This window comes from Paenibacillus sp. MAHUQ-63 (assembly GCF_028765165.1).
Lineage (GTDB): Bacteria > Bacillota > Bacilli > Paenibacillales > NBRC-103111 > Paenibacillus_E.
This window is the reverse complement of record NZ_JARADB010000002.1, coordinates 1,685,016-1,704,946: the sequence shown is the minus strand read 5'-3', so window position 1 is coordinate 1,704,946 and position 19,931 is coordinate 1,685,016. Positions and strand designations below refer to the sequence as shown.

15 protein-coding genes are annotated in these 19,931 nt (G+C 48.6%); 1 reads left to right on the top strand and 14 read right to left on the bottom strand.

Annotated features, from left to right (window positions below; translation table 11 throughout):
• Positions 1-32 precede the first annotated feature (32 nt).
• From PUT07_RS15980 to PUT07_RS15960, 5 genes are all read right to left on the bottom strand, one after another.
• On the bottom strand, positions 33-986 hold the full coding sequence (locus PUT07_RS15980) for an ABC transporter permease (RefSeq protein WP_274469343.1): 954 nt from the start codon (positions 984-986) through the stop codon (positions 33-35).
• Between the two features lie 135 nt (positions 987-1,121).
• Positions 1,122-1,883: a response regulator transcription factor gene (locus tag PUT07_RS15975; protein ID WP_274469171.1), complete on the bottom strand. Its 762-nt coding sequence runs from the start codon at positions 1,881-1,883 to the stop codon at positions 1,122-1,124.
• Between the two features lie 12 nt (positions 1,884-1,895).
• The gene (locus PUT07_RS15970) at positions 1,896-3,605 is read right to left on the bottom strand and encodes a sensor histidine kinase (protein WP_274469170.1); all 1,710 of its coding nucleotides are present in this window, start codon (positions 3,603-3,605) and stop codon (positions 1,896-1,898) included.
• 531 nt (positions 3,606-4,136) lie between these two features.
• On the bottom strand, positions 4,137-4,454 hold the full coding sequence (locus PUT07_RS15965; protein WP_274469169.1) for a hypothetical protein: 318 nt from the start codon (positions 4,452-4,454) through the stop codon (positions 4,137-4,139).
• An 817-nt stretch (positions 4,455-5,271) separates the two neighbouring features.
• Positions 5,272-5,637 (bottom strand): winged helix-turn-helix transcriptional regulator, encoded by a 366-nt coding sequence (locus tag PUT07_RS15960; RefSeq protein ID WP_274469167.1) that lies wholly within the window; start codon positions 5,635-5,637, stop codon positions 5,272-5,274.
• A gap of 256 nt (positions 5,638-5,893) precedes the next feature.
• On the opposite strand from PUT07_RS15960, the gene PUT07_RS15955 reads away from it, so the two are divergent.
• A complete protein-coding gene (locus PUT07_RS15955; RefSeq protein WP_274469166.1) occupies positions 5,894-6,433 on the top strand; it encodes an NAD(P)H-dependent oxidoreductase in 540 nt (179 codons plus the stop codon).
• Between the two features lie 155 nt (positions 6,434-6,588).
• Here PUT07_RS15955 and PUT07_RS15950 read toward each other — a convergent pair whose 3' ends face one another.
• From PUT07_RS15950 to PUT07_RS15910, 9 genes are all read right to left on the bottom strand, one after another.
• Positions 6,589-8,061, bottom strand: coding sequence for a sulfatase (locus PUT07_RS15950; RefSeq protein ID WP_274469165.1), 1,473 nt, complete (start codon positions 8,059-8,061; stop codon positions 6,589-6,591).
• On the bottom strand, positions 8,058-9,371 hold the full coding sequence (locus tag PUT07_RS15945) for a sulfatase-like hydrolase/transferase (RefSeq protein WP_274469163.1): 1,314 nt from the start codon (positions 9,369-9,371) through the stop codon (positions 8,058-8,060). Before PUT07_RS15945 ends, PUT07_RS15950 begins: the two co-directional genes overlap by 4 nt.
• Before the next feature lie 15 nt (positions 9,372-9,386).
• On the bottom strand, positions 9,387-10,340 hold the full coding sequence (locus PUT07_RS15940; RefSeq protein ID WP_274469162.1) for an ABC transporter ATP-binding protein: 954 nt from the start codon (positions 10,338-10,340) through the stop codon (positions 9,387-9,389).
• A complete protein-coding gene (locus PUT07_RS15935) occupies positions 10,312-11,307 on the bottom strand; it encodes an ABC transporter ATP-binding protein (protein WP_274469160.1) in 996 nt (331 codons plus the stop codon). Before PUT07_RS15935 ends, PUT07_RS15940 begins: the two co-directional genes overlap by 29 nt.
• A gap of 45 nt (positions 11,308-11,352) precedes the next feature.
• Complete coding sequence (locus PUT07_RS15930; protein WP_274469159.1) at positions 11,353-12,216, bottom strand: ABC transporter permease; 864 nt, start codon at positions 12,214-12,216, stop codon at positions 11,353-11,355.
• An 18-nt stretch (positions 12,217-12,234) separates the two neighbouring features.
• Positions 12,235-13,221 carry an ABC transporter permease gene (locus tag PUT07_RS15925; RefSeq protein WP_274469158.1) on the bottom strand — a complete coding sequence of 329 codons (987 nt, stop codon included), beginning with the start codon at positions 13,219-13,221 and terminating at the stop codon, positions 12,235-12,237.
• Between the two features lie 29 nt (positions 13,222-13,250).
• The gene (locus tag PUT07_RS15920; RefSeq protein WP_274469156.1) at positions 13,251-14,933 is read right to left on the bottom strand and encodes an ABC transporter substrate-binding protein; all 1,683 of its coding nucleotides are present in this window, start codon (positions 14,931-14,933) and stop codon (positions 13,251-13,253) included.
• A 178-nt stretch (positions 14,934-15,111) separates the two neighbouring features.
• On the bottom strand, positions 15,112-17,481 hold the full coding sequence (locus PUT07_RS15915) for a helix-turn-helix domain-containing protein (RefSeq protein ID WP_274469155.1): 2,370 nt from the start codon (positions 17,479-17,481) through the stop codon (positions 15,112-15,114).
• 126 nt (positions 17,482-17,607) lie between these two features.
• Positions 17,608-19,539 carry a fructose-1,6-bisphosphatase gene (locus tag PUT07_RS15910; RefSeq protein ID WP_274469154.1) on the bottom strand — a complete coding sequence of 644 codons (1,932 nt, stop codon included), beginning with the start codon at positions 19,537-19,539 and terminating at the stop codon, positions 17,608-17,610.
• Between the last annotated feature and the right edge of the window lie 392 nt (positions 19,540-19,931).

Here is a 19,931-nt window from a genome sequence, read left to right as displayed (position 1 = left end):
CTTTTCCTCCCATGCCGTGAATGCGATGTGCTTTACCAAAGCGACGAGCCTCCTGTTCTTCTGGCGATTGAATTGGCGCCCCATAGGAGCAGCACATTGATAACCGCTTTAAACAGCCCCGCTGCAGTAGCGAACGAGTATCTCTGCTGGTTGACGCCGACATTGTAGACGTAGGTATCGATAACTTCAGAAACCTCGCGCAAAATGATGTTTTTCCCGCCGTTCGTGATCGCCAAAATATCCTCAAACCCGGCATTCAACAAATTGCCGATATGCAGAATAAAAAAGATGATGATGACCGGAGCGATGCTTGGCAGTGTAACCAGATAAATTTGCTTGAATCTACTGGCTCCATCCATAGCAGCTGCTTCGTAAAGATGTGGATTCACACCGACGATGGCAGCCAAGTAAACGATGGAACTGAACCCGATTTCCTTCCACACGCCGGCTGAGATTAATATCGTGTAGAAGTACTGAGGAAGTGAGAGCCAGTTAACCGGCTGATCAACGAGCTTCAGCTTCTGAAGCAGCAGATTTAGGCTCCCTCCGTCAACTGCAAGTATGGAGAATACAAGACCCGACACGATTACCCATGAGATGAAATGCGGAAGGTAGGTCAGGGTTTGCACGGTTTTCTTATAAACCGCATGCTTCACTTCATTTAGCATTAGGGCCAGAATAATCGGAGCTGGAAAGATGAAAATAAGCTTTAACAGCGCGATGACGATTGTATTTTTCATAATCATTAGGAAATCAGGGGATTGAAAAAATAGCTGAAACTGTTTAAACCCCACCCATGGACTGCCGGATACCCCTTGGAAGATGTCGTACTCTTTGAACGCTATGGATATTCCCCACATGGGAATATAGCTGAACAAGAAGATCAGCAGAATACCGGGTAAGATCATCGACTGAATTTGCCACTGGGCGGAGAGTCTGCGCGACAGGGATTTCGACACGGCCCTCTTCTCATTTGATTTTTCCATTTTTGCCGGTGCTATAGGATTCATGCCATTCACAACCTTTTCTTGATTGTTCTATCTTTAGCATAAATGAATGACAACGCTTCCAATATGGGGCTGAGCAACGAAATATGATACATATTCAACGGTTTGAAGCTCTCAAACATGATTGGCTTTGCGGTATTCGCCCGGTGTCATATTGAAATGTTGCTTGAACTGCCGGTTAAAATATAAAATATTTTTATAGCCGATCCGATCCGCGATCTCATAAACCTTCCATCTTGGATCAAGCAGAAGCTCGCAGGCTTTCTGCATACGGACACGGACTAAGAAATCACTGAAATGTTCCCCTGTTTCTTCCTTAAACAACTGGCCCAAATAATTAGGAGAAAATCCGAAGTGGTCGGCTGTCATCTTAAGCGTAATTTTCGACTCAATCTGATCTTTTACATAAACGGTAATTAGATCAATGATTTTGCGGTTCTGTTTGGATGCCACCTGTTGCTCCCGCTCTTTCTCCTTATCGGCGGGAGGCAGCTGCGATTCCAGCGAATTCGCCAATTCAAGCAATGTTTCATGCAGTTCGTGATCATCCACCGGTTTCAGGAGGTAAGCGGCGGCGTTCAGCTTAATAGCCTGTTTGGCATAGCCAAAATCCTCATGACCGCTAATAAATACGATTTTTACATGCGGATGAAGCTCCTTCGCCTTCGTAGCCAGTTCAATCCCGCTCATAATGGGCATATGGATATCGGACAGCAGAATATCTATCGATTTTTCCCGCAAAACTTGTAGGGCTGCGAAACCGCTATTCACCGTCGCGGCAATTTCAAGTTTGTCATAGCGGTTGCGGATTCTTCGCGCAAGCCACTCCAAATCAACCGATTCGTCATCGACTAACATGATTTGATACGCCATCATAGGCTCTCCCTTCTAATAGTCTGCTACTTGATTGGGAAGACTGAGCTGGACTGTCGTTCCGATCCCGTGACGGCTGAAAATTTCCACCCCGTATTCCTCCCCATACTGCAGTTTAATCCGTTCGTTCACATTGCGGATACCATATCCGCCAGGCTCCTCTTTACGGTCGAAAGCCTGCTGCAGTTGATTCGTCGTCATTCCGACTCCGTCATCAATGATCTGAAGCACAATGCGGTTCCCTTCTCGCCTGCCGGTAATCCGGATATGGATCCGTTCCTCGAACCAGGCATGCTTGAAAACATTCTCTACAAAGGGCTGCACGAGCAGCTTAATCGTTAAGCAGCGCTGGATTTCGGGCTCAATATCATAAAATACGGTAAACCGATTGGCATACTTAATTGCTTGAATGTCCAAATAGCTTCGAACCTGATTGATCTCATTCTCAATTGTAATCATGATGTTCCCGTCATTGAGCGTCAGTCTGTAAAACTTGACAAGCCCCGATACCATCGCACTCAGCTTCTCGGTCTCGCCAATTTTCGCCAGGCTGTTGATAGACGATAACGTATTGTATAAGAAGTGCGGGTTGATTTGCGCTTGGAGTGCTTGAAGCTCCGCCTCTTTTTTTTCAATGCCTTGGACATACACCTTGCGGATCAATTCGTCAATATGTTGCGCCATTTGATTGAACGCTTCGGAAATTTGGCCAAACTCATCGTTGCCTTTTACCGGAATACGTCTGGCAAAATTGCCGGACTGCATGGCGCGTGCAAACGAGACAATGCGAACCATTTTACGCCCAGAGTATCGGGCAACCAGAATAGCCATCCCCGCCATTACCATGAAGCTTAAAACACAGACAAACAACGTGATTGTTCGGATTTGACCGGCGTCTTGGTTCAAAACCGACATAGGAACTTTGACTTTAAGTGATAAATTTGTATCCGGTATTTGTTCGATCACGGTTAAATAACGGGTCTCATCCAGAGGTAATCCGCTCTCTTGATTAGTGAACAGTACCCGGCTTTCTCTCGTATCCTCCACTTCGATGATTGAGCCGCTGGTTAAGCCAGATGAAGTAAATGCCTGAAACAGCTCCTTCATCGGGACGGAAATCCGCAGAAAACCGATCTCCGTGTGGTAATCGGTAAATGATATCAACTTCCGAAGCAAAGAAATGTTGCCCTGATTTTTATCAGTGCCTACTTGCCTCCACGTATTGTCCTCTCCATGAAGGACCAGCTCACCGTACCACTTTTCATTTTGCAGCCTGGACATCGAAAGAATCGCGATGCTTTTATCTTTAATTTCCGATGTTAAATCTCCATAGATCTCATTGATAAGGGGATTTTTAACGTAGACGGTGATTCTTTGTTTTTGGGCAGTCATTCTGAGCGGTGTTTCCATGAGTGGCACAATGCTATGAATCATGACGTTATTCATCAGCGCAGCATCGCCGGTGATCTGCAAATCATGCTGATAAGCCGGACTACTGAATAGCGAATCCGATACAGCCTGTAAATCAGCCAGCTGATAGTGGGTATTGTCACGGATTTGCCTTAAGGCCCAGCTCACATTGGATTGGACCAGTTCAGTTCTGGACATCACAGCCGTCCGGTAAGAGAAGTATCCGACGATGATATCAGTCAGCATAACTAGCAGCAGATATGGGATCATCATTTTATAAGAAAATGGGACATATTGTCCGTATCTGTATTTCAATTGAGGCCCCACCCGTCTGTACGTTGATTTCCCCTCAATAACGAAGAAGCCCCTTTGACCAGGGATCTGCCGAAGAGCTTTAGCCATCGGATCATTTTGCCTAATCAAGGTGCTATATTAGCGTTTACAAGTAAACGTATAAATGCTAAACCGCTTTCTCTATGCTAGCATAAAAATAGAACGAAGACATTCGCCAAAAATATCGTTTCGATGGGCATTCCTACCAAAAGCTAAGATCGTTGGTGCGTAATCACGAACCCATCCGCCTTCCGTGATTTCAAAACTGTAATCAGCTGCTCCTGAAGGGAGGCTTGACATGTTACCTCGATAATTTCCTCACTTTTACGGCTCGAAAAAACACCCGATGAATCGTGTCAATGATATGGGTTTGTGAATCCAGGTTTTCCAAAGGCAATGCTACGATATTCTGCGACGGCACGCCCAACTTCTCCATATCATGGATCGCCATGTTTTCAGCCCTCACTCTCAGGAATCGTATTTGTTCAATATCGAATAAAGTATTGGATTCAGTTACCGATACATAAGCCTGATAAATTGCAAAGCCGTACATGGACGAACTGCCACAGCCTTATAGTAAATTACTATCCACCAAGCCAAAACAAATGTGCCAACAACTGTACTGCCGCCATATAATTGCCCTAAGCCAGGTGAGAAAACGGACCAGAGCATTCCCACCCAAGGATTTTTCTTGTCAAGGGTGACAATGTCGAAAAAGCTAATATCTGATGGTGTGACAGGCGCATCTTCGAATTCAGACAGAAGATGATTTTTTTTGATCTCAACTGCACACCGATAACTGTCCCAAATGCAGAATACATATACGGTCAAAGCTGCCGACCACCCTGATGTAACCCAAGGCGTGCGGGGATATACAGAATTGATCCCGAATACGGATATTTGCCCTTTGGAATAACGAGGTTTTATGTTAGCTGACTGGAACCTCTGATGTGGCTTAGCTTTGTTTCCCCCTGCATCTAGGTATTTTCATGAAATATATCCAAAGAATACCTCATTTATCCGGCAGTCTAGTTATGCTGCCTTTCGTTTTATACCGTCCCGCGGGCTGCCTGGACACTAGAATAACTGGAGTTTTTCCAGTTATTGCGGCGCGGCTAGTTGTGCAGCTTGTGCAGCTCAATGTTGTGCGTGCAGCTTGTGCAGCTCAATATACGGGCGCACCTCCTCACCAGCAAGTTAACGGAAATACGGTTCGTTATTTAGCCTCAAGAGGGAGCTTTGGTGGAGGATGCGGAAGTGTAAGACCTTATTTCGCGGTTGTTCCTTCAATTTCTGCGAAAAACCGCGTAATAACGAATCGTATTTCCTCTTCATTCGCAGAATAGGTGGTTCGTGGTGAAATAGCGTACTGTATTTCCTTTTCGCCGATGGATGTGCAACGTGGGAGCTTGTGTGGCGGAAATGGATGTAAAAAAGAGCCAAGCCGTATAAACAGCTTAGCTCTTTCTTTACTGTGCCCGCCGCTTAAAGATAAGAGAATATCAAAAAAGGACAAGATCTTCCTGTCCTTAATTCTCACCCATTCTCCTCTATTTTGAATATATGCTCCCTGTTAACAAACCTAAAAATGAACGATACTTGGTAAATAGGGAGAAATAATCGGGGTGCAATAGGGTCAAGATATCACTCAATCGTTCTCCGATTCTGTCTTCGATTGGTTCATAAATTCGATATGCTTGAAGCCCCACCCGCACATATCGGTCAACACCGAGCTTAGCGTCATTCCATGATCGGATAACGAGTATTCGACCTTCGGCGGTATTTCTTGATAGACCCGGCGTACGATAAGTCCGTCCTGTTCCATCTCGCGCAGCTGGCCCGTAAGCATTCCTTGGGTAATGTGCGGGAGCAGACGGCGCAATTCCCCGAATCTTTTAGTCCCGTCATGCAGCAAAATAAACAGGATCAGCGGTTTCCACTTCCCCCCGATCGCGTGCAGCGTCGCTATAATTCCTTGTGTGCGTTGATTCGGTTCGCGTATACCGTCGTGCATGTTTCCCACCTCCACGTTACTGATAACGATTCTTCTAATGCCACTTTACCAGAGTATCCGGAAATCGAACAGTACGATCATTTACCGTACTTAGTACGGTTTTTCGTACTTTTTGACATATAAATCCCGCGGAAACTATAGTATGTTCGGCAGAACCTAGTACGAAAAAAGAGCGTACTTTGCAAGATGCTCTTTCTCCCTAATAATAGTGATTGCAGATCGCGATACTGCCAAAACCAAGTAAAGGATGATCGTTATGAACATTATGGTTATCGCCGCACACCCCAATTTAGTTCAGTCCAGAGCCAATAAGACCTTACTCCAAGAGCTTAATAAACACACGGATATTCACGTACGTGACCTATATCAGGAATACCCCACTTGGCAGATCGATGTTGAAAAAGAGCAGCGGATGCTGCAGCAATTCGATCGGATTGTGCTCCAGTTCCCCTTTTATTGGTACAGCTGTCCACCTCTGCTTAAGAAGTGGTTTGACGACGTACTGACGTTTGGCTGGGCTTTTGGTCCCGGTGGAGAGAAGCTGCTCGGCAAAGAATTCATGATCGCCACTACGACCGGAGGAACGGAACCATGTTATAGGTCGGGCGGTGAGAACTTGTATACAATCAGCGAGCTCTTGCGTCCAATCGAAAGAACACTGACGAAATGCAACGGTACCTTTCTTCCGGCCTTCGTTATGTACGACGTTATGCAAGCTACGGATATTGATTTGGCGCATGTAGCAGAAAAATACGCCGAATTCATAAAAGCACCCAGGGGAGCGCTCATCCATTGATTCCAATCCAAAGGGACAGTCTCGCAGAACTTCGAACTCTCTGCGAGGACTATCCCTATTGTGATTATGCCTACGGCTGGATGGGAAATCGAAATGGGTCTACTACCCTTAAAATAAATCCCACATCAGAGGTCGCTCTACTATGAAGGTACACATTAATCGGTAATGCCCAATCTTTCGAACTGTTCAGGCGGCGCATCATGCTGATTCATGATTCGGATCATATGTCCGATCATCCGCTTTTCAACTGCGGCATCCTGAATCGGCCGCTGTTGCCCCGGATCCGCCGCTAAGTCATACAACAAGGTTCCAAAGCGATGCGCGGGAATATACGAGGCCGCCGGAATTTTGAGAGTCCGAACCCCTTTCGTGAATGAAAACGGTTCTGCCAATTCCAGCTCTTGCAGCTCCTCTACACGAAATAATGAAGCCATATGCGCCGGCATTAACGTATAGTTGAACAACGGCGTATTATCCGGTCGTACCGGGGCGCGCATATAGACATATCTGCCATCCGTACAATTGACATGGCCGCCATGAATGCCGAATAATACCGCTTCACGCGAGCCCCCGTTTGCCTGAAGGGCTGTATGCAGGGGAACACCCAGCATATCCTTAGGTATTTCCACGCCAAAGAATTCCAATAATGTCGGCGCCAAATCAATCAACTGCGTTAAACCACCGCAGCGTTCGTTCTTCCTCTTGTCACGAGGGTCCCAAACGAAGAGCGGAGACCGGGCGATTTCATTATAAAAGGGCATGATATTCTTGGCCCACCAGTCGTGCTCCCCAAGCAAGAAACCATGATCGGTCGTGACGATTAGCATGGTGTCCTGCCACAGCCCGTATTCATCCATGATATCCAGCACCTTGCCTAAGTAGGCGTCGCACATACTGAGCAGCGCCGCATACTCGTATTTGCAGTGTTCGACTTCTTCCCTCGCTTCCTGAACAGGCTGATAGCCAGGCCAGTCAAAGTGCTTGCCCGAATAATCATGAGGATACAAGTCTTTATACCTCTCGGGAGAAAAGAATGGCTCATGCGGGTCGAAGGCTTCAATTTGCAGCACCCACCTGTCTGCGGTGTGATTCGCCCGAATGAACTCGATTCCTCTGGCAAAGGTCTCAGACTGTGGATGCAGCGATTCTTCCTTCATATATTTCCGGTTAATCCAATCCTGGCGAAACAGTTGGCTCCGGTATCCTTCGAAGCTCCCTACGTGCTCAGGAATCTCAGGATCTAAGACTTCCCCCTTCCACGGGTCGCCCTCCTGTCCGCGAACGAATTCCCAGGTGCTGTATTGGCTGTGGTAAGTGGCGCCTCCCGGTTCCCAATAATGATAATGGTCGCTAACCAAATGCGAGTAAACCTTTTGCGCTCTTAGCAGCGCAGGCATGGAATCGTCGAAGGGCTCCAATGGCCCCCAGCTTCGATGCAGGAAATTGTAACGGCCGGTGAGCATATCGCGCCTGGCTGGCATACAAGGCATACTCCCCACCCAATTATTATCGAACGTTACACTATGTGCGGCCAGGCGGCTAAAATTCGGGGCATGCGTCCAATCGCATCCATATGGGGGAAGCATATGGCGGTTCAGGGAATCAAACATCAGCACAATCGCTTTCAAAGCATCTGCGCCTCCTCGTTAAGTGATCGGTACCACCGTCTCACATCTTCCTCCAGCCTCCGGGCAATGTCCGGGAATTGCTCCGCCAGATTGACACGTTCGCCGCTGTCCTGCTCAAGATCGGATAAGTGCACAGGGTCGGCTGCCGTTCGGCTAAAGTCCAGCTTGCCGTTCAGCACTAGCTTCCACTTGCCTTCGCGAACCGCCAATTGATCTCCGTATTCCCAGAAGAGCTGCCGGTGAGGGCCAGGGGCAGCACCTCGAAGAGTAGCGCACAGGCTGCTGCCGTCCAGGTCATAGTCTCCCGGGTTAGTTCCGGTCAGTTCCAGCATCGTGGGGAAAATATCCATCATGGCGCAGACTTCATCGTTCGATTGTCCTTTGCACGCTGCTAACCCCGCCGGATAGCTCAGGATCGCAGGTTCCCGAATGCCGCCTTCGAACAAACTGGCCTTATGGCCGCGGAATCGGCCTGCACTTCCCCCATAGTACAGGTCCTCGGTGCCATCGAGCCAGTTGCGGGCTTCCGTCGACGGACCGTTATCACTCGAGAAGAAGATGATCGTGTCATCGAAGACGCCTCGCCGCTTTAACGCCTCAACGATTTCACCTACCCCGTCATCAACGGCCGCAATCATGGCAGCCATAATTCTGCGATCCGGAGGAAGATCCGGAAACCGGTCTATATACGCTTTGGGCGCATGCATGGGATAATGCGGCGCATTATAAGCAACATATAGGAAGTAGGGCTCCTGATCTGAAGCGTCATCGATGAAAGCCACTGTTTCCCTCGTAATCACTTCCGTCATGTACTGGCCATTCTCCCATACTTCCGTCTCATTCTGCCATAAATCGTGTACGGGGTTGACGCCGCTACTTTGCTCCCAATAGAAAATATGCGAATAATAATCGATACACCCTGCCCGAAAGCCATAAAATTGATCAAACCCATGAGCATTCGGCCCATACGCCGCAGATGCTCCCAAATGCCATTTACCGAATATAGCCGTTCGATAACCCTGCGTTTTCAAGGCAGCCGCTAACGTCTTCTGTTCAAGCGGCAGTCCCTTGGTCCCTCTTTTTCCTCCAAGAATATGGCTGATCCCCGCTCGCGCCGGATATTTGCCCGTCAACAGTGAGGCCCGCGAAGGCGAGCAGACCGGCGAATTGGAGTACCAATTCGTGAAGCGGATGCCTTCGCCGGCAAGCCGGTCGAGATGCGGCGTCTTCATGGCGTCGGAGCCGTAGCAGCCCAGATCGCCGTATCCCAAATCATCGCAATAGAAAATGATGACATTCGGTCGTTTCATGTTAAGTTCCTCCACTTATCCAAAGAGATGACAACGTATTTGATGTCCGTCTGCTAGATGTACAGCACGAACCGCCTCTGTCCTGCAAATTTCGTTCGCGTAAGGACACCTGTGCTGGAAGCTGCAGCCCGTGCTGGGGATATCCTTACCATTCGGATCGATGACTTCGAAGTCTTCCGACTGCTCTCTCCATGGATCGGGAGACGAATGCAGCAGCAGTTTCGTATACGGATGCCGGGGATGATGGATCAGCTCCTCAGAAGGTCCGCATTCCATCATTTGCCCTGCGTACATCACCATGATGCGATCCGCCATATATCTGGCGCTGCCTAGATTATGGGTAATCAGCATCAGCGCTAGATTCTCCTTCTCTTTCAAATCGAGCAGCAAATTCATAATATCGACGCCGATGGAAACGTCCAGCATCGATGTCGGCTCGTCAGCGACGATGACCTTGGGTGCAAGCCCCAGCACTTTGGCAATGACAACGCGCTGCTTCTGTCCGCCGGATAATTGATAGGGATACTTATCGATGAAGTCCTCCGCTGGCGTAAGACCGACCTTCTGCAGCAGCTCCAGCACACGCGGCCGAAGATCACCTTCCGCTATGCGCTGCACCTGCAGAGGACGGCCAATGATGTAGCCGATAGGATGATGCGGGTTTAGAGCGGCGAAAGGGTCCTGGAAGATCATCTGCACAAAGGTTGGCAGCTTCTCTCGCAGCTGCCTGCTTGCCTGCAAGGACTCTCCATTATAGACAATATCCCCGGAAGTAGCTGGAATCAAATTAGTCAGCATGCGGGCAATCGTGCTCTTGCCGCTTCCGGATTCGCCGACTATCGCCAGCACCTCCCCCGCTTCCAGGCTAAAACTAACCTCATGCACCGCACGAAATTTCTTCTTGCGAAACATGGAGCGGGTACTGAACACCTTGCCGAGCTCATTCACGTGCAGCAGAGGCTTGCTCACGGGATAATCCCTCCTCGGAATATAGATGGCAGGCTATCTCCCCCTGTTCATCCTGTATGAATGCCGGCTGCTGGGTCTGACATTGGGGAACCGCTTGCGAACAGCGCGGATAGAAACGGCAACCCGCAGGCGGCCGGATCAAGTCTGGCGGGTTCCCGGGAATGCCGGCAAGCCTTTGTTTGGGACCGGACAGAGAAGGGAACGAGTTGAGCAATCCCTGTGTATACGGGTGGCGGGGTCCTCGCAGGATCTGCTCCTTAGCCGTCACCTCCACCAGCTTGCCCGCATACATAATGCCGATCCGGTCACACATCTCCAGCATTAAAGGAAGATCATGCGTAATAAATAGGATGGAGAAGCCGAACTCCTTCTGAAGCTCCAGAATTTTACGTATAATGCCGTTCTGAACCACGACATCGAGCGCGGTTGTCGGCTCGTCCATGATCACCAGATTGGGTTTGAGCGCCATCGCCATGGCGATAACTACCCGTTGCCGCATCCCGCCAGACAATTCATGCGGGTAGCTGTCCAAGCGGTCAACCGGAAGATCGACGAGCCTCATTAGATGCGCAGCTCTCTGATAAGCTTCCTGCCCTGCAACCGGCTCATGTGCCAGTATCGCATCGACCAGCTGGTCGCGAATTTTGATCACCGGATTCAGATTGTTCATCGCACTCTGAAGAACAATGGATATCTTAGACCAGCGCAGCCGATCAAATTCCTCGTCGCTCAGCGCCGTCAGCTCCATGCCCGCCAATTGCACACTGCCTCCTGTAATTTGGGCCGGGTGGCGCAACAATCGGCATATGCCGAAGGCCGTCGTCGATTTTCCGCAGCCGGATTCCCCGGCAAGACCGAAAATCTCTCCTTGGCCAATGGAGAAGCTGACCTGATCGACCGCTTTGACGACACCCCGGGGCGAAGCGTATTCAATGCTTAGATGATGAACCCGCAACAAATCCGCCAAGACATTTCCTCCTTCGAATTCCTAAATTCCAGCAGCCTTCCTGTTCTACAAGGCCGCATTACCGCGGTTCGAACGATATTTCTCCAGAATGCCATTGCCAATCAAGATGAACCCGAAGCAGAAAAAGGCGATTGCCAGCCCTGGCGGAAGAATCCACCACCAGGCATGGAACAGCACGGCATTATTCGCATTCGCGAGCGCGAGAATGGTCCCCCAGCTTACATTCGTGGGATCGCCAAGCCCGAGAAAACTTAGTCCCGCTTCCGCTAACACAGCTTGCGTCGTCACGAGTACGAGATTCGCCAGGATCACCGGGACAATATTCGGCAGAATCTCGCGGAACATGATCTCTGAATCCCTCATGCCAACCATCCTAGCGGCTTCCACATACCCGCTTTGCCGCTCGCTCATCGTCTGACTGCGGATACTTCTACCCATGTAGAGCCAGCTTAACGAACCTATTATCAGTATTGTGCTGAGCGTCCCCATAGAAGGAAGGAAAGATGCTAGGATAATCATCAGAGCTAGCGTAGGGATAATCAGAAATAGGTCAACGATCCGCATCAGCGATTCCTCCACCCATCCTCCCTTGAAGCCGGATACAACGCCGACCGTTACACCGATCACCGTTGTAATTAATCCGGCAAGGATTCCGACCCAGAATGAGGTTCGCGTGCCGTAAATCATTTGGCTCAAAACATCCTGCCCGTAGCTGTCCGTACCCAACCAATGGCTGAATGACGGTGCCAGCCATGAATCGAAACCTATGAAATTTTTCGGGTACGGGGCGAACCAGGAGCCGAACACCGCAATAACGGTGAACAACAATAAAATAAGGAGACCCATCTTCCCTTTTGTTCCCGGAACGACGGACCAGCTTGCCTTCAGTAATTGTTTCATAGTTTGCATGTCAGCCTCCTAGACCGGTTAATTGAGCGCCACGCGGGGATCAATCAGCGGATAGACGAGATCGGCAATCAGATTGCAGACGATAACCGAAATGGCAATACACAAGAAGCTTCCCTGAATCAATGGATAGTCATGATTCAGAATCGCATTGAAGGTGACCAGTCCCACACCGGGATAGGAGAAGACGATCTCGGTCGTGATCGCCCCCCCAATGACGTGTCCAAGTGAGGTCATCAATCCGGTAAAGGAGGGAAGCAGCGCGTTGCGTGCGCCGTACATGTATTTCCTTCGTCTTGTGCGGAGCCCTTTGGCCTTGGCCAGCAGCATATAATCTTCGGACAGCACACGCATCAGATTGTTGCGCAGTACCAAAATATGTCCGGCAAGTGTAGCTATGATTAAGGTGAATACGGGCAAAAAGGCGTGATACAGGACCGATTTCCCTTTATCCCACACGGTGAAGCTGTCGAACGCAGGATCAACCGCCTGCCCCAGCGGGAACCAGCCCAGATAAAAGGAAAAGATCATAATAAAGATGATCGCTATCCAGAAGAAAGGAACTGAATTTAAGAAGAAGGCTGTAAATAATGTCGTGTTATCGAAGAGCGATCCCGCTTTCCACGCGCCACGGATGCCAATGAGCCAGCCGATCAGATAGCTGAGCAGAGTTGCTGTGAGGACTGTACCGAATGTCCAAGGCAGCGCTTTCAGCATGACATCGGCAACAGGCGAAGGAAAATTGGCGTAGGAAACGCCGAGGTTGCCGTGCAGCAGCTGCCTCAAGTACTTCACATATTGGTACCAGAGGCTGGGGTTATCCAGCCCGAATTGTACCTTCAGTGCGTTAGCCACCTCCTGCGAGCCTAGTGCCTTATCCGACGCAAGGGCACTCGCAGGATCTCCCCCCATGAGGCGGGGGAGCAAGAAGTTTAACGTTGCCGCAACGTATAACGTGATGAAGGCGAAGCCGATTCTTTTCAACAGATATACGGAATTGTAACGCATTTGGCACACCTCCTCTTCTCCTGGCTTGATTACTTCTTCTTAATTTGCAGCAGTGAGAGTGCGGAGGTGACAGGCAGATCTTCGTTGTAATTCGTGAATTGGTCGATACGGTAAGGGATATGCCCGCCAACGTTATACATGACGGCTATCGGCGCTTTCTCCGCGATCCGGTTCTGAACCTGCAGGTACAGCTCTTTCCGTTTGCCGGTATCTGCGGAAGATGCTTCATCCAGCCATTTATCGACATCTGCATCGCGGAAACGCATGTAATTGAGGCCTGGTGTATTCATTTTGGTAGGCGCCGTCATTTTGCTATGGAATATCTCGAGCATGGCTTGCGGGTCCGGCGGTGTTTGAATACCGTTCTGCAGCAGCTCATAATCACCCGACATTAAGAGCTTCGTCAGCTCCGGCCAGGTCACCAGCTTCACTGTCGTTTCAATGCCGATGCTCTTCAGCCAGTCGGTGATCATGGCGCCCTCTTTATTCTGGGCCGGTGCATTGGCCGCCATATGATAGGTGAAGGAAAGCGGCTTACCGTCCTTTTCGTAAATGCCCTTGGCATTTTTCTTATATCCTGCGGATTCCAATTGCTTGATGGCATCATTGACGTTATAGGCATAGGCTGGATTGTCGACCAGTTTGGCGTCCGCAATCTCCCCAAAAACAGAGGATAAGAACCCTGGATTGGCCGGGAATACGCCGTTGGACTCGCCCTTCTCAATGAGCGATTTGCGGTCCAGCGCGAGTTGGATGGCCCGGCGCACAGTGGCATCCGTCAGCCCCGGTTTTTCGTTATTCATAATGACGGAGAACGTATTTAACCTCGGATATACCTGCAATTTGTTTACGGGATTCTCCAACAATTTCGGCACGCTTGGCATGGCAACGGTTCCGGTTGAGCCTTGCACGTCGCCTTTTTCCAAAGCTAGTGTTAGCGTGGAGGAGTTATTAAAACGATTAATGTACAATTGATCGATATTCGGGGCGCCAAGGAAATAATCGGCATTTTTATTCATCACTATAGCGCTTTCATTTATGCTTTTAAATTGGAACGGACCTGTGCCAATCGGGGTTTTGTTCAGGAATTGGGATGGATCTTCTTTCTCAAACTGTTGTTTCGGCACGATATAAACGGTCGTTAAATAGAAGGGTAAGGAAGGAAATTGCTTGTTCAGTTTAAATACGACGGTATCGCTGCCTTGTGCACTAACTTCTTGCAGCCTGCCCTCTCCCCACAGCTGGTAGCGGTCGAGCACTTTATTATTTTTCAAAGTATTGAAGGAATAGAGCACATCATCTACGGTAAAAGGCTTGCCATCCTGCCATTTGGCCTTCATATTCAGCTTGACGGTATAGGTTTTGTTCTCGTCTGACCAGACTCCGTCACCCGCGGCCAATCGGGGAACGAGCTTTCCTTTCACGGGATTAAAGTAGTACAGTGGATCAAACACGTAATCGAAGAACGGCTGCCAGTTGCCCGTGGCGAGAAACGGGTTAAAATTGGTGACTTGCTCCGGATTTACCGTTTCACCGAGATGATAAACCAATGGCTCGCCTTTCTTAGCCGCTTCAGAGGGCTTGGCTGCCTCCGTCACACCCGCGCTGGTTGGCGCTTGCGGCGTGGAATCGCTGCATCCGCTAAGCATACCTGCGAATAAGGCCAGCGTGGTGAACAAGACCGTAGACGTTTTTCTGGTACCCCGCTTCATTGTACTCTTCCTCCTTGAGAAAAGATGGTGTTGTAGACTCGAGCATCTACAACTCCGATCATAGTGACAAGACGCGATAAGCGTAAAGAGACCATTTCCGGACTTTGTAGCCTTCGCCTGAGATCCCTGTCCATCCAGGCTATGGACCTTTTCTGATATCGTTCACCTGCATGAGAAGTTAATAAATTTCGTTGGTATGCAGCTTCTTGGGAGCGTGAATGTCCCTGAATTCACCGGGCGTCATGCCTTCATGTTTCTTAAAAATGCGGTTAAAGCTCCGCTGATTGGCATAGCCAACGGCCGCTCCAATATCCTTCACCGTAAGGTCGCTCATCTTCAGCAGTTCCTTCGCCTTCTCCAATCGCAGGTAGATGACATAATCCATGAACGTGATGCTGATCTCCTGCCGGAACATGCGGCTGACATATGACGGGTCCAATTGCAATTGGTCAGCGATGCCTCCAAGCGAAACTTCCTTATCATAATTAATCTGTATGTAGTCAAGAATCTGCTTGGCAACCGTATCCGGTTCGCGCCTCTTCTCATCATGAAAGCGCCGACTGGTATGACGGATATACATCTTGGTAACCTTAACAACGTCGTCAACCGTTTCCATCCGCAGCAGTTTTTCCTGCAGCATGGCCAGCTCATTGTCGGCTTGAGGCGGCAGGCCAAGTTCTGTGGAACGCTGGAACACTTCGACGATCAACTGAAAGTAAGCATGTTGGATGAGCGGAAATGGCAAGCCCTCAGCACCTCGGGCCGCCTCGTCAAGCTTTTGCAATTCTTCTTCGAAGCTCTCCGAGGGCTCCTCGCGAAACAGCAAAAGAATCTCGCGTTTGTGTTCCGCCAGCTTGCGGATCAGCAGGTTGTCGCCTGGCTTCTTCTCCCGGACAAGCCAGCTTGCCGCAATTAGACCGTAGCCTTTAAACACCCTGCTCTCCAGTGCATCTACCGCTTCACGGTAAGACTCGCTGATATCGCCTGCCTGCTGTTTAAGTTCGCCGATGCCCGTACTCACGGTCAAATGTAAATATTCCCGGATCGCATCGCGAATCCGCTCAGCCGTCTCCAACGCTCCCTGGCCAAATGCTTCCGCCGTCATGCTCTCTTCCGGATTGCAGACCAGGATGATATCTCTGCTTTCCGTATGCAGCGGATAGCTTCTATAGAAATGGCCGCCCAGCTCACCCGCAAGCTTAGCGATAAAATATCGAATCAGGCTCTGGTCGAAACTCCCATACTGGTTCACATATGTATGATAATCATCGATGCGGATCACCATAACGAAAAATCCGCAGCGCGTCACAGGCAGTTGATAATAAATAAATTTGGCATAACGCTCCTCGTGGAGTTTAGACCGTTCATGGATTAATTGCTGAAGAAAGCTTTGCTGCAGCACCGGCCAATTATCTTTTAACTGGCCCTCCATTTCCGCACCATGCTCCTTCAACGAGATGAATGCCGAGAACAGCATGGCCAGTTCGCTCTGCTCCCGGACCGGAACCACAGATTTCCAATCGCCTTTCTTGTTATTAACCATTTGCACGAGGGAGTGAATTGGGCTGTAAATCCGGAGCGTTATATAAAAAGCGACCAGTACAGCCGCCAGCATGCTGAATGCCATGAGGATCAGCATGAAGCTCTGAATTTCTTTGCTGCTTTTGTATAACGAATAGGTTGGAATGAGGTCGACATATTTCCAACCTGTATACGGCGAAGATACCGCTGTAAATGAATACTCGCTGCCACGGAAAGGACCCGTAAAGGCCGATATATCGCTGCCCAGCTTCTTTTGAATAGCTGCGAATTCCTCGCTGGGCACTTCGAGCCCCGTGTTGCTGTTGAATGCCAGCGTAGCATCCGGGCTGACCATCCATATCTCTTCCCCTTGCCGCATGAGCCGGAAAGAAGGAATTTGAAACAGTGCTTGCTGATTCATATTGACAATAATGGCACCTTGTATAGGAGAGCTTGCCCATGGTGTGGTTCGAATGAATGTAACCTGCGTTTCGGATAAATTTTTATGCTCATCCGGATATTCACGGATTAACCATTTTCCTTCCGTACGGTTCATACTCCGGTAATAAGGGAGCCACGCCGAATCATCCATTTCCATCGACTTTACCGGTCCGATGAGCGAAGTCTGTACGGTATCGCTAGCCGCATAATACACATACATGGATTCAATATACGGTGAAGTTATGTATGAATCGAGCAAGTAACTTCGAATTTCGTCTGCATCGGATTGTGTGGGGCCCTCGGCCCCTGCTTCCAACGCTTCCGAGAATGCACGGTTCTGCGCCAACCTGACTGTGATCTGGTCCACATCGTTGAGGAGCGTATCCATGAGCCGGCGCGTCTGTTCCAGCATTTGAATACTGGACTGTTTAACCTCCGTCTTCACCACATTCTGGCTGTAGCGATTTGCGAAAAATCCCACGATCAGAACGGTGATCACCACCAGCAAGATGAGGAGAAACAAAATTCGAAAAAATAAACTTCGGAATTTGAAATTAGAAAAGGCCCCTTGGATAAGGCTTACCATTCGTCTCCCCCCTGTGCAATAAGTAGGGTAACACAGCGTCTCCTCTATACTTTCCATATGGGGCCTATAATTCCCTTTCGAGGGAACGTAACGCGGCTGTAACAGTTGTTTCATTTCGCCGTTAGTTCATTTCATGTAGCGATATTCCAGGAGATTTTTCAAATTTGAGATTTTCTGCTGCAGCTTCTCCCCGATATTGGTTTCCCTCACCAGCTTCCGCTCCAGTTCTTTGTCCACCAGCCTTTTTACAGACAATACGTCCGTTCCGTTACATAATACATCTTCTTTTGACTTAAATTTCTGATGGGCAACGAGCTGCATGCCAAAAGAATTATACAACAAGGTATATCCGGCGATGCCCGTTGTGGATTGATAGGCTTTGGAAAAACCGCCGTCAATGACAACCATTTTCCCATTTGCTTTAACGGGATTCTCTCCACGTATTTCTTTAACCGGCGTGTGGCCGTTAATGATATGGCCATGATCCGGATTCATATCAAACTCCAGCAGGATTTTCCGGCAGATCTCTTCGTTCTCACGTAAATGATAATAAGGGTTCTTTCTCTCCTTATAGGCTTCTTTATCTTGAATAAAGTACCTTTCAAAGGTGGTCATTTCTCTCTTCCCAAAGAGCGAGGAATATTCCCCTGTCCAGATGTACCATACCATATCCGTAGCCAGATCATCCGTCTCTTCCGGATGCGCAAAGGCGTAACGTAAATAATATTCAAAAGCATCGAGCAGCTTACGGCCCGAATACGTCTCGTTTTCAATCTGCATTTCTTCCATATTACCTTCTTCATCCAAAGGAATACAGCCGTGGAATAATAAATTCCCGTTGTATTTTAGATAAAGGCTGCCCTTTTTCATAAAAAAATTCATATGTCTGGACAGCTTTTCGGAATGCTGAACGGAGAACAACAGCTTTTCCATCACCTGCTGTTCTTCCTCCAGCAATTGTTCAGGCTGCTGCGGATTTACAGTTGAGAAACAGGTGTTTTCCAGCGGATACGTTTTTCCGCCGATCTCGATTTCACTTTTGTCGTAATCGATTTGCTCAAGCAAAAGCCTTTCAGACATATTAAAGTAAGGGCGCCTCTTGATAATAGGGATTTCAAGCTTAAACTGGATCATGGCAATGGCTTGATGAATTTTGGTAATCTGCAGAATTTCCTGCTCCGAACCGTTATGGTCGGTCTGCAGCTTCGGTCTAAAGGCTGGATTGTCATTATAGTATTTCTCCGCCAAGTTCAGCAGCGGGCGAAGATTGATTCCATACACGTCTTCGATGATATTCAGATTGTCGTATCTGGCGCAGATCCGGATAATATTCGCAAGGCAGACCAGGGAACCCGCATAGGCGCCTATCCACAGGACATCATGGTTCCCCCACTGAATATCTACAGAATGGTAGTTGATCAGCGTGTCCATAATTTTATCGGGGTCCGGCCCCCGGTCATAGATATCTCCGACCACATGAAGATGGTCAACCACCAGTCGCTGGGTCGTATAAGCAAGGCCGATAATGAGCTTGTCCGCCTGGCCCAAGGAAATAATTTGCCGGTATATTTCCTCATAATAAGGGTCCTTATTGTTAGTCGAATCCGTCTTGTATAGAAGCTCTTCTACAATATAGACAAACTGATCCGGCAGAGCAGTACGCAATTTCGAGCGCGTATATTTGGAAGAGGCGTAAGAAATGAGCTTAAGCATTTGTTCAATCGTTTGTCTGTACCATAAGTTCAAGGCTTGTTTATTGCACAGGTCTCCTTTAACCATCTGTATTTTTTCTTCCGGGTAATAAACTAACGTCGTAAAATCATTGATTTCCTGATCCGTCCAAACCTCATAGAATAAGGCTTTGATTTTCTCTTTTACAGTACCCGATCCGTTCCTTAGCACATGCTGAAAAGCCTGGAACTCCCCATGCAAATCACTGACAAAATGTTCAGTTCCCTTGGGAAGATTGGAGATCGCTTCAAGGTTGATGATTTCTGTTATAACTTTTTCTTCCGTATCATATTTCTGGGCCAATAAATCTAGAAACTGTGCATCCAAAATAGATGTCCCCCTTCAAGGCAATAAGGTGATGTATAAGAGGTTTTTCAATGGGGCTAGTCGCGTACCTTTAGGCTTAGTGTAAACAGTAAAGGGAAAAACATAAGGTGTTCGAGGTAACTTTTGGTACTTATATTAATAGCTATTATAACTGAAACTTCCCATGCTATCCTCCCATTACTTCAAAGAAAAAGGGAACAGCTGCCGGCCGCGGCGACTGCTCCCTGTTAATTTAAGTATCGTTCCCAGTTAGTTGAATCCCAAACCCCTCTAATGAATCTTCCGTTTCCTTTTTAAGCTCTAACATCATAATAATCAGACCACTCTATTCCTCCTGAATTTCCGCTGCTGCGGTAATCTGCTCCCTGGCCTATGATCTGTATCCCATGGTT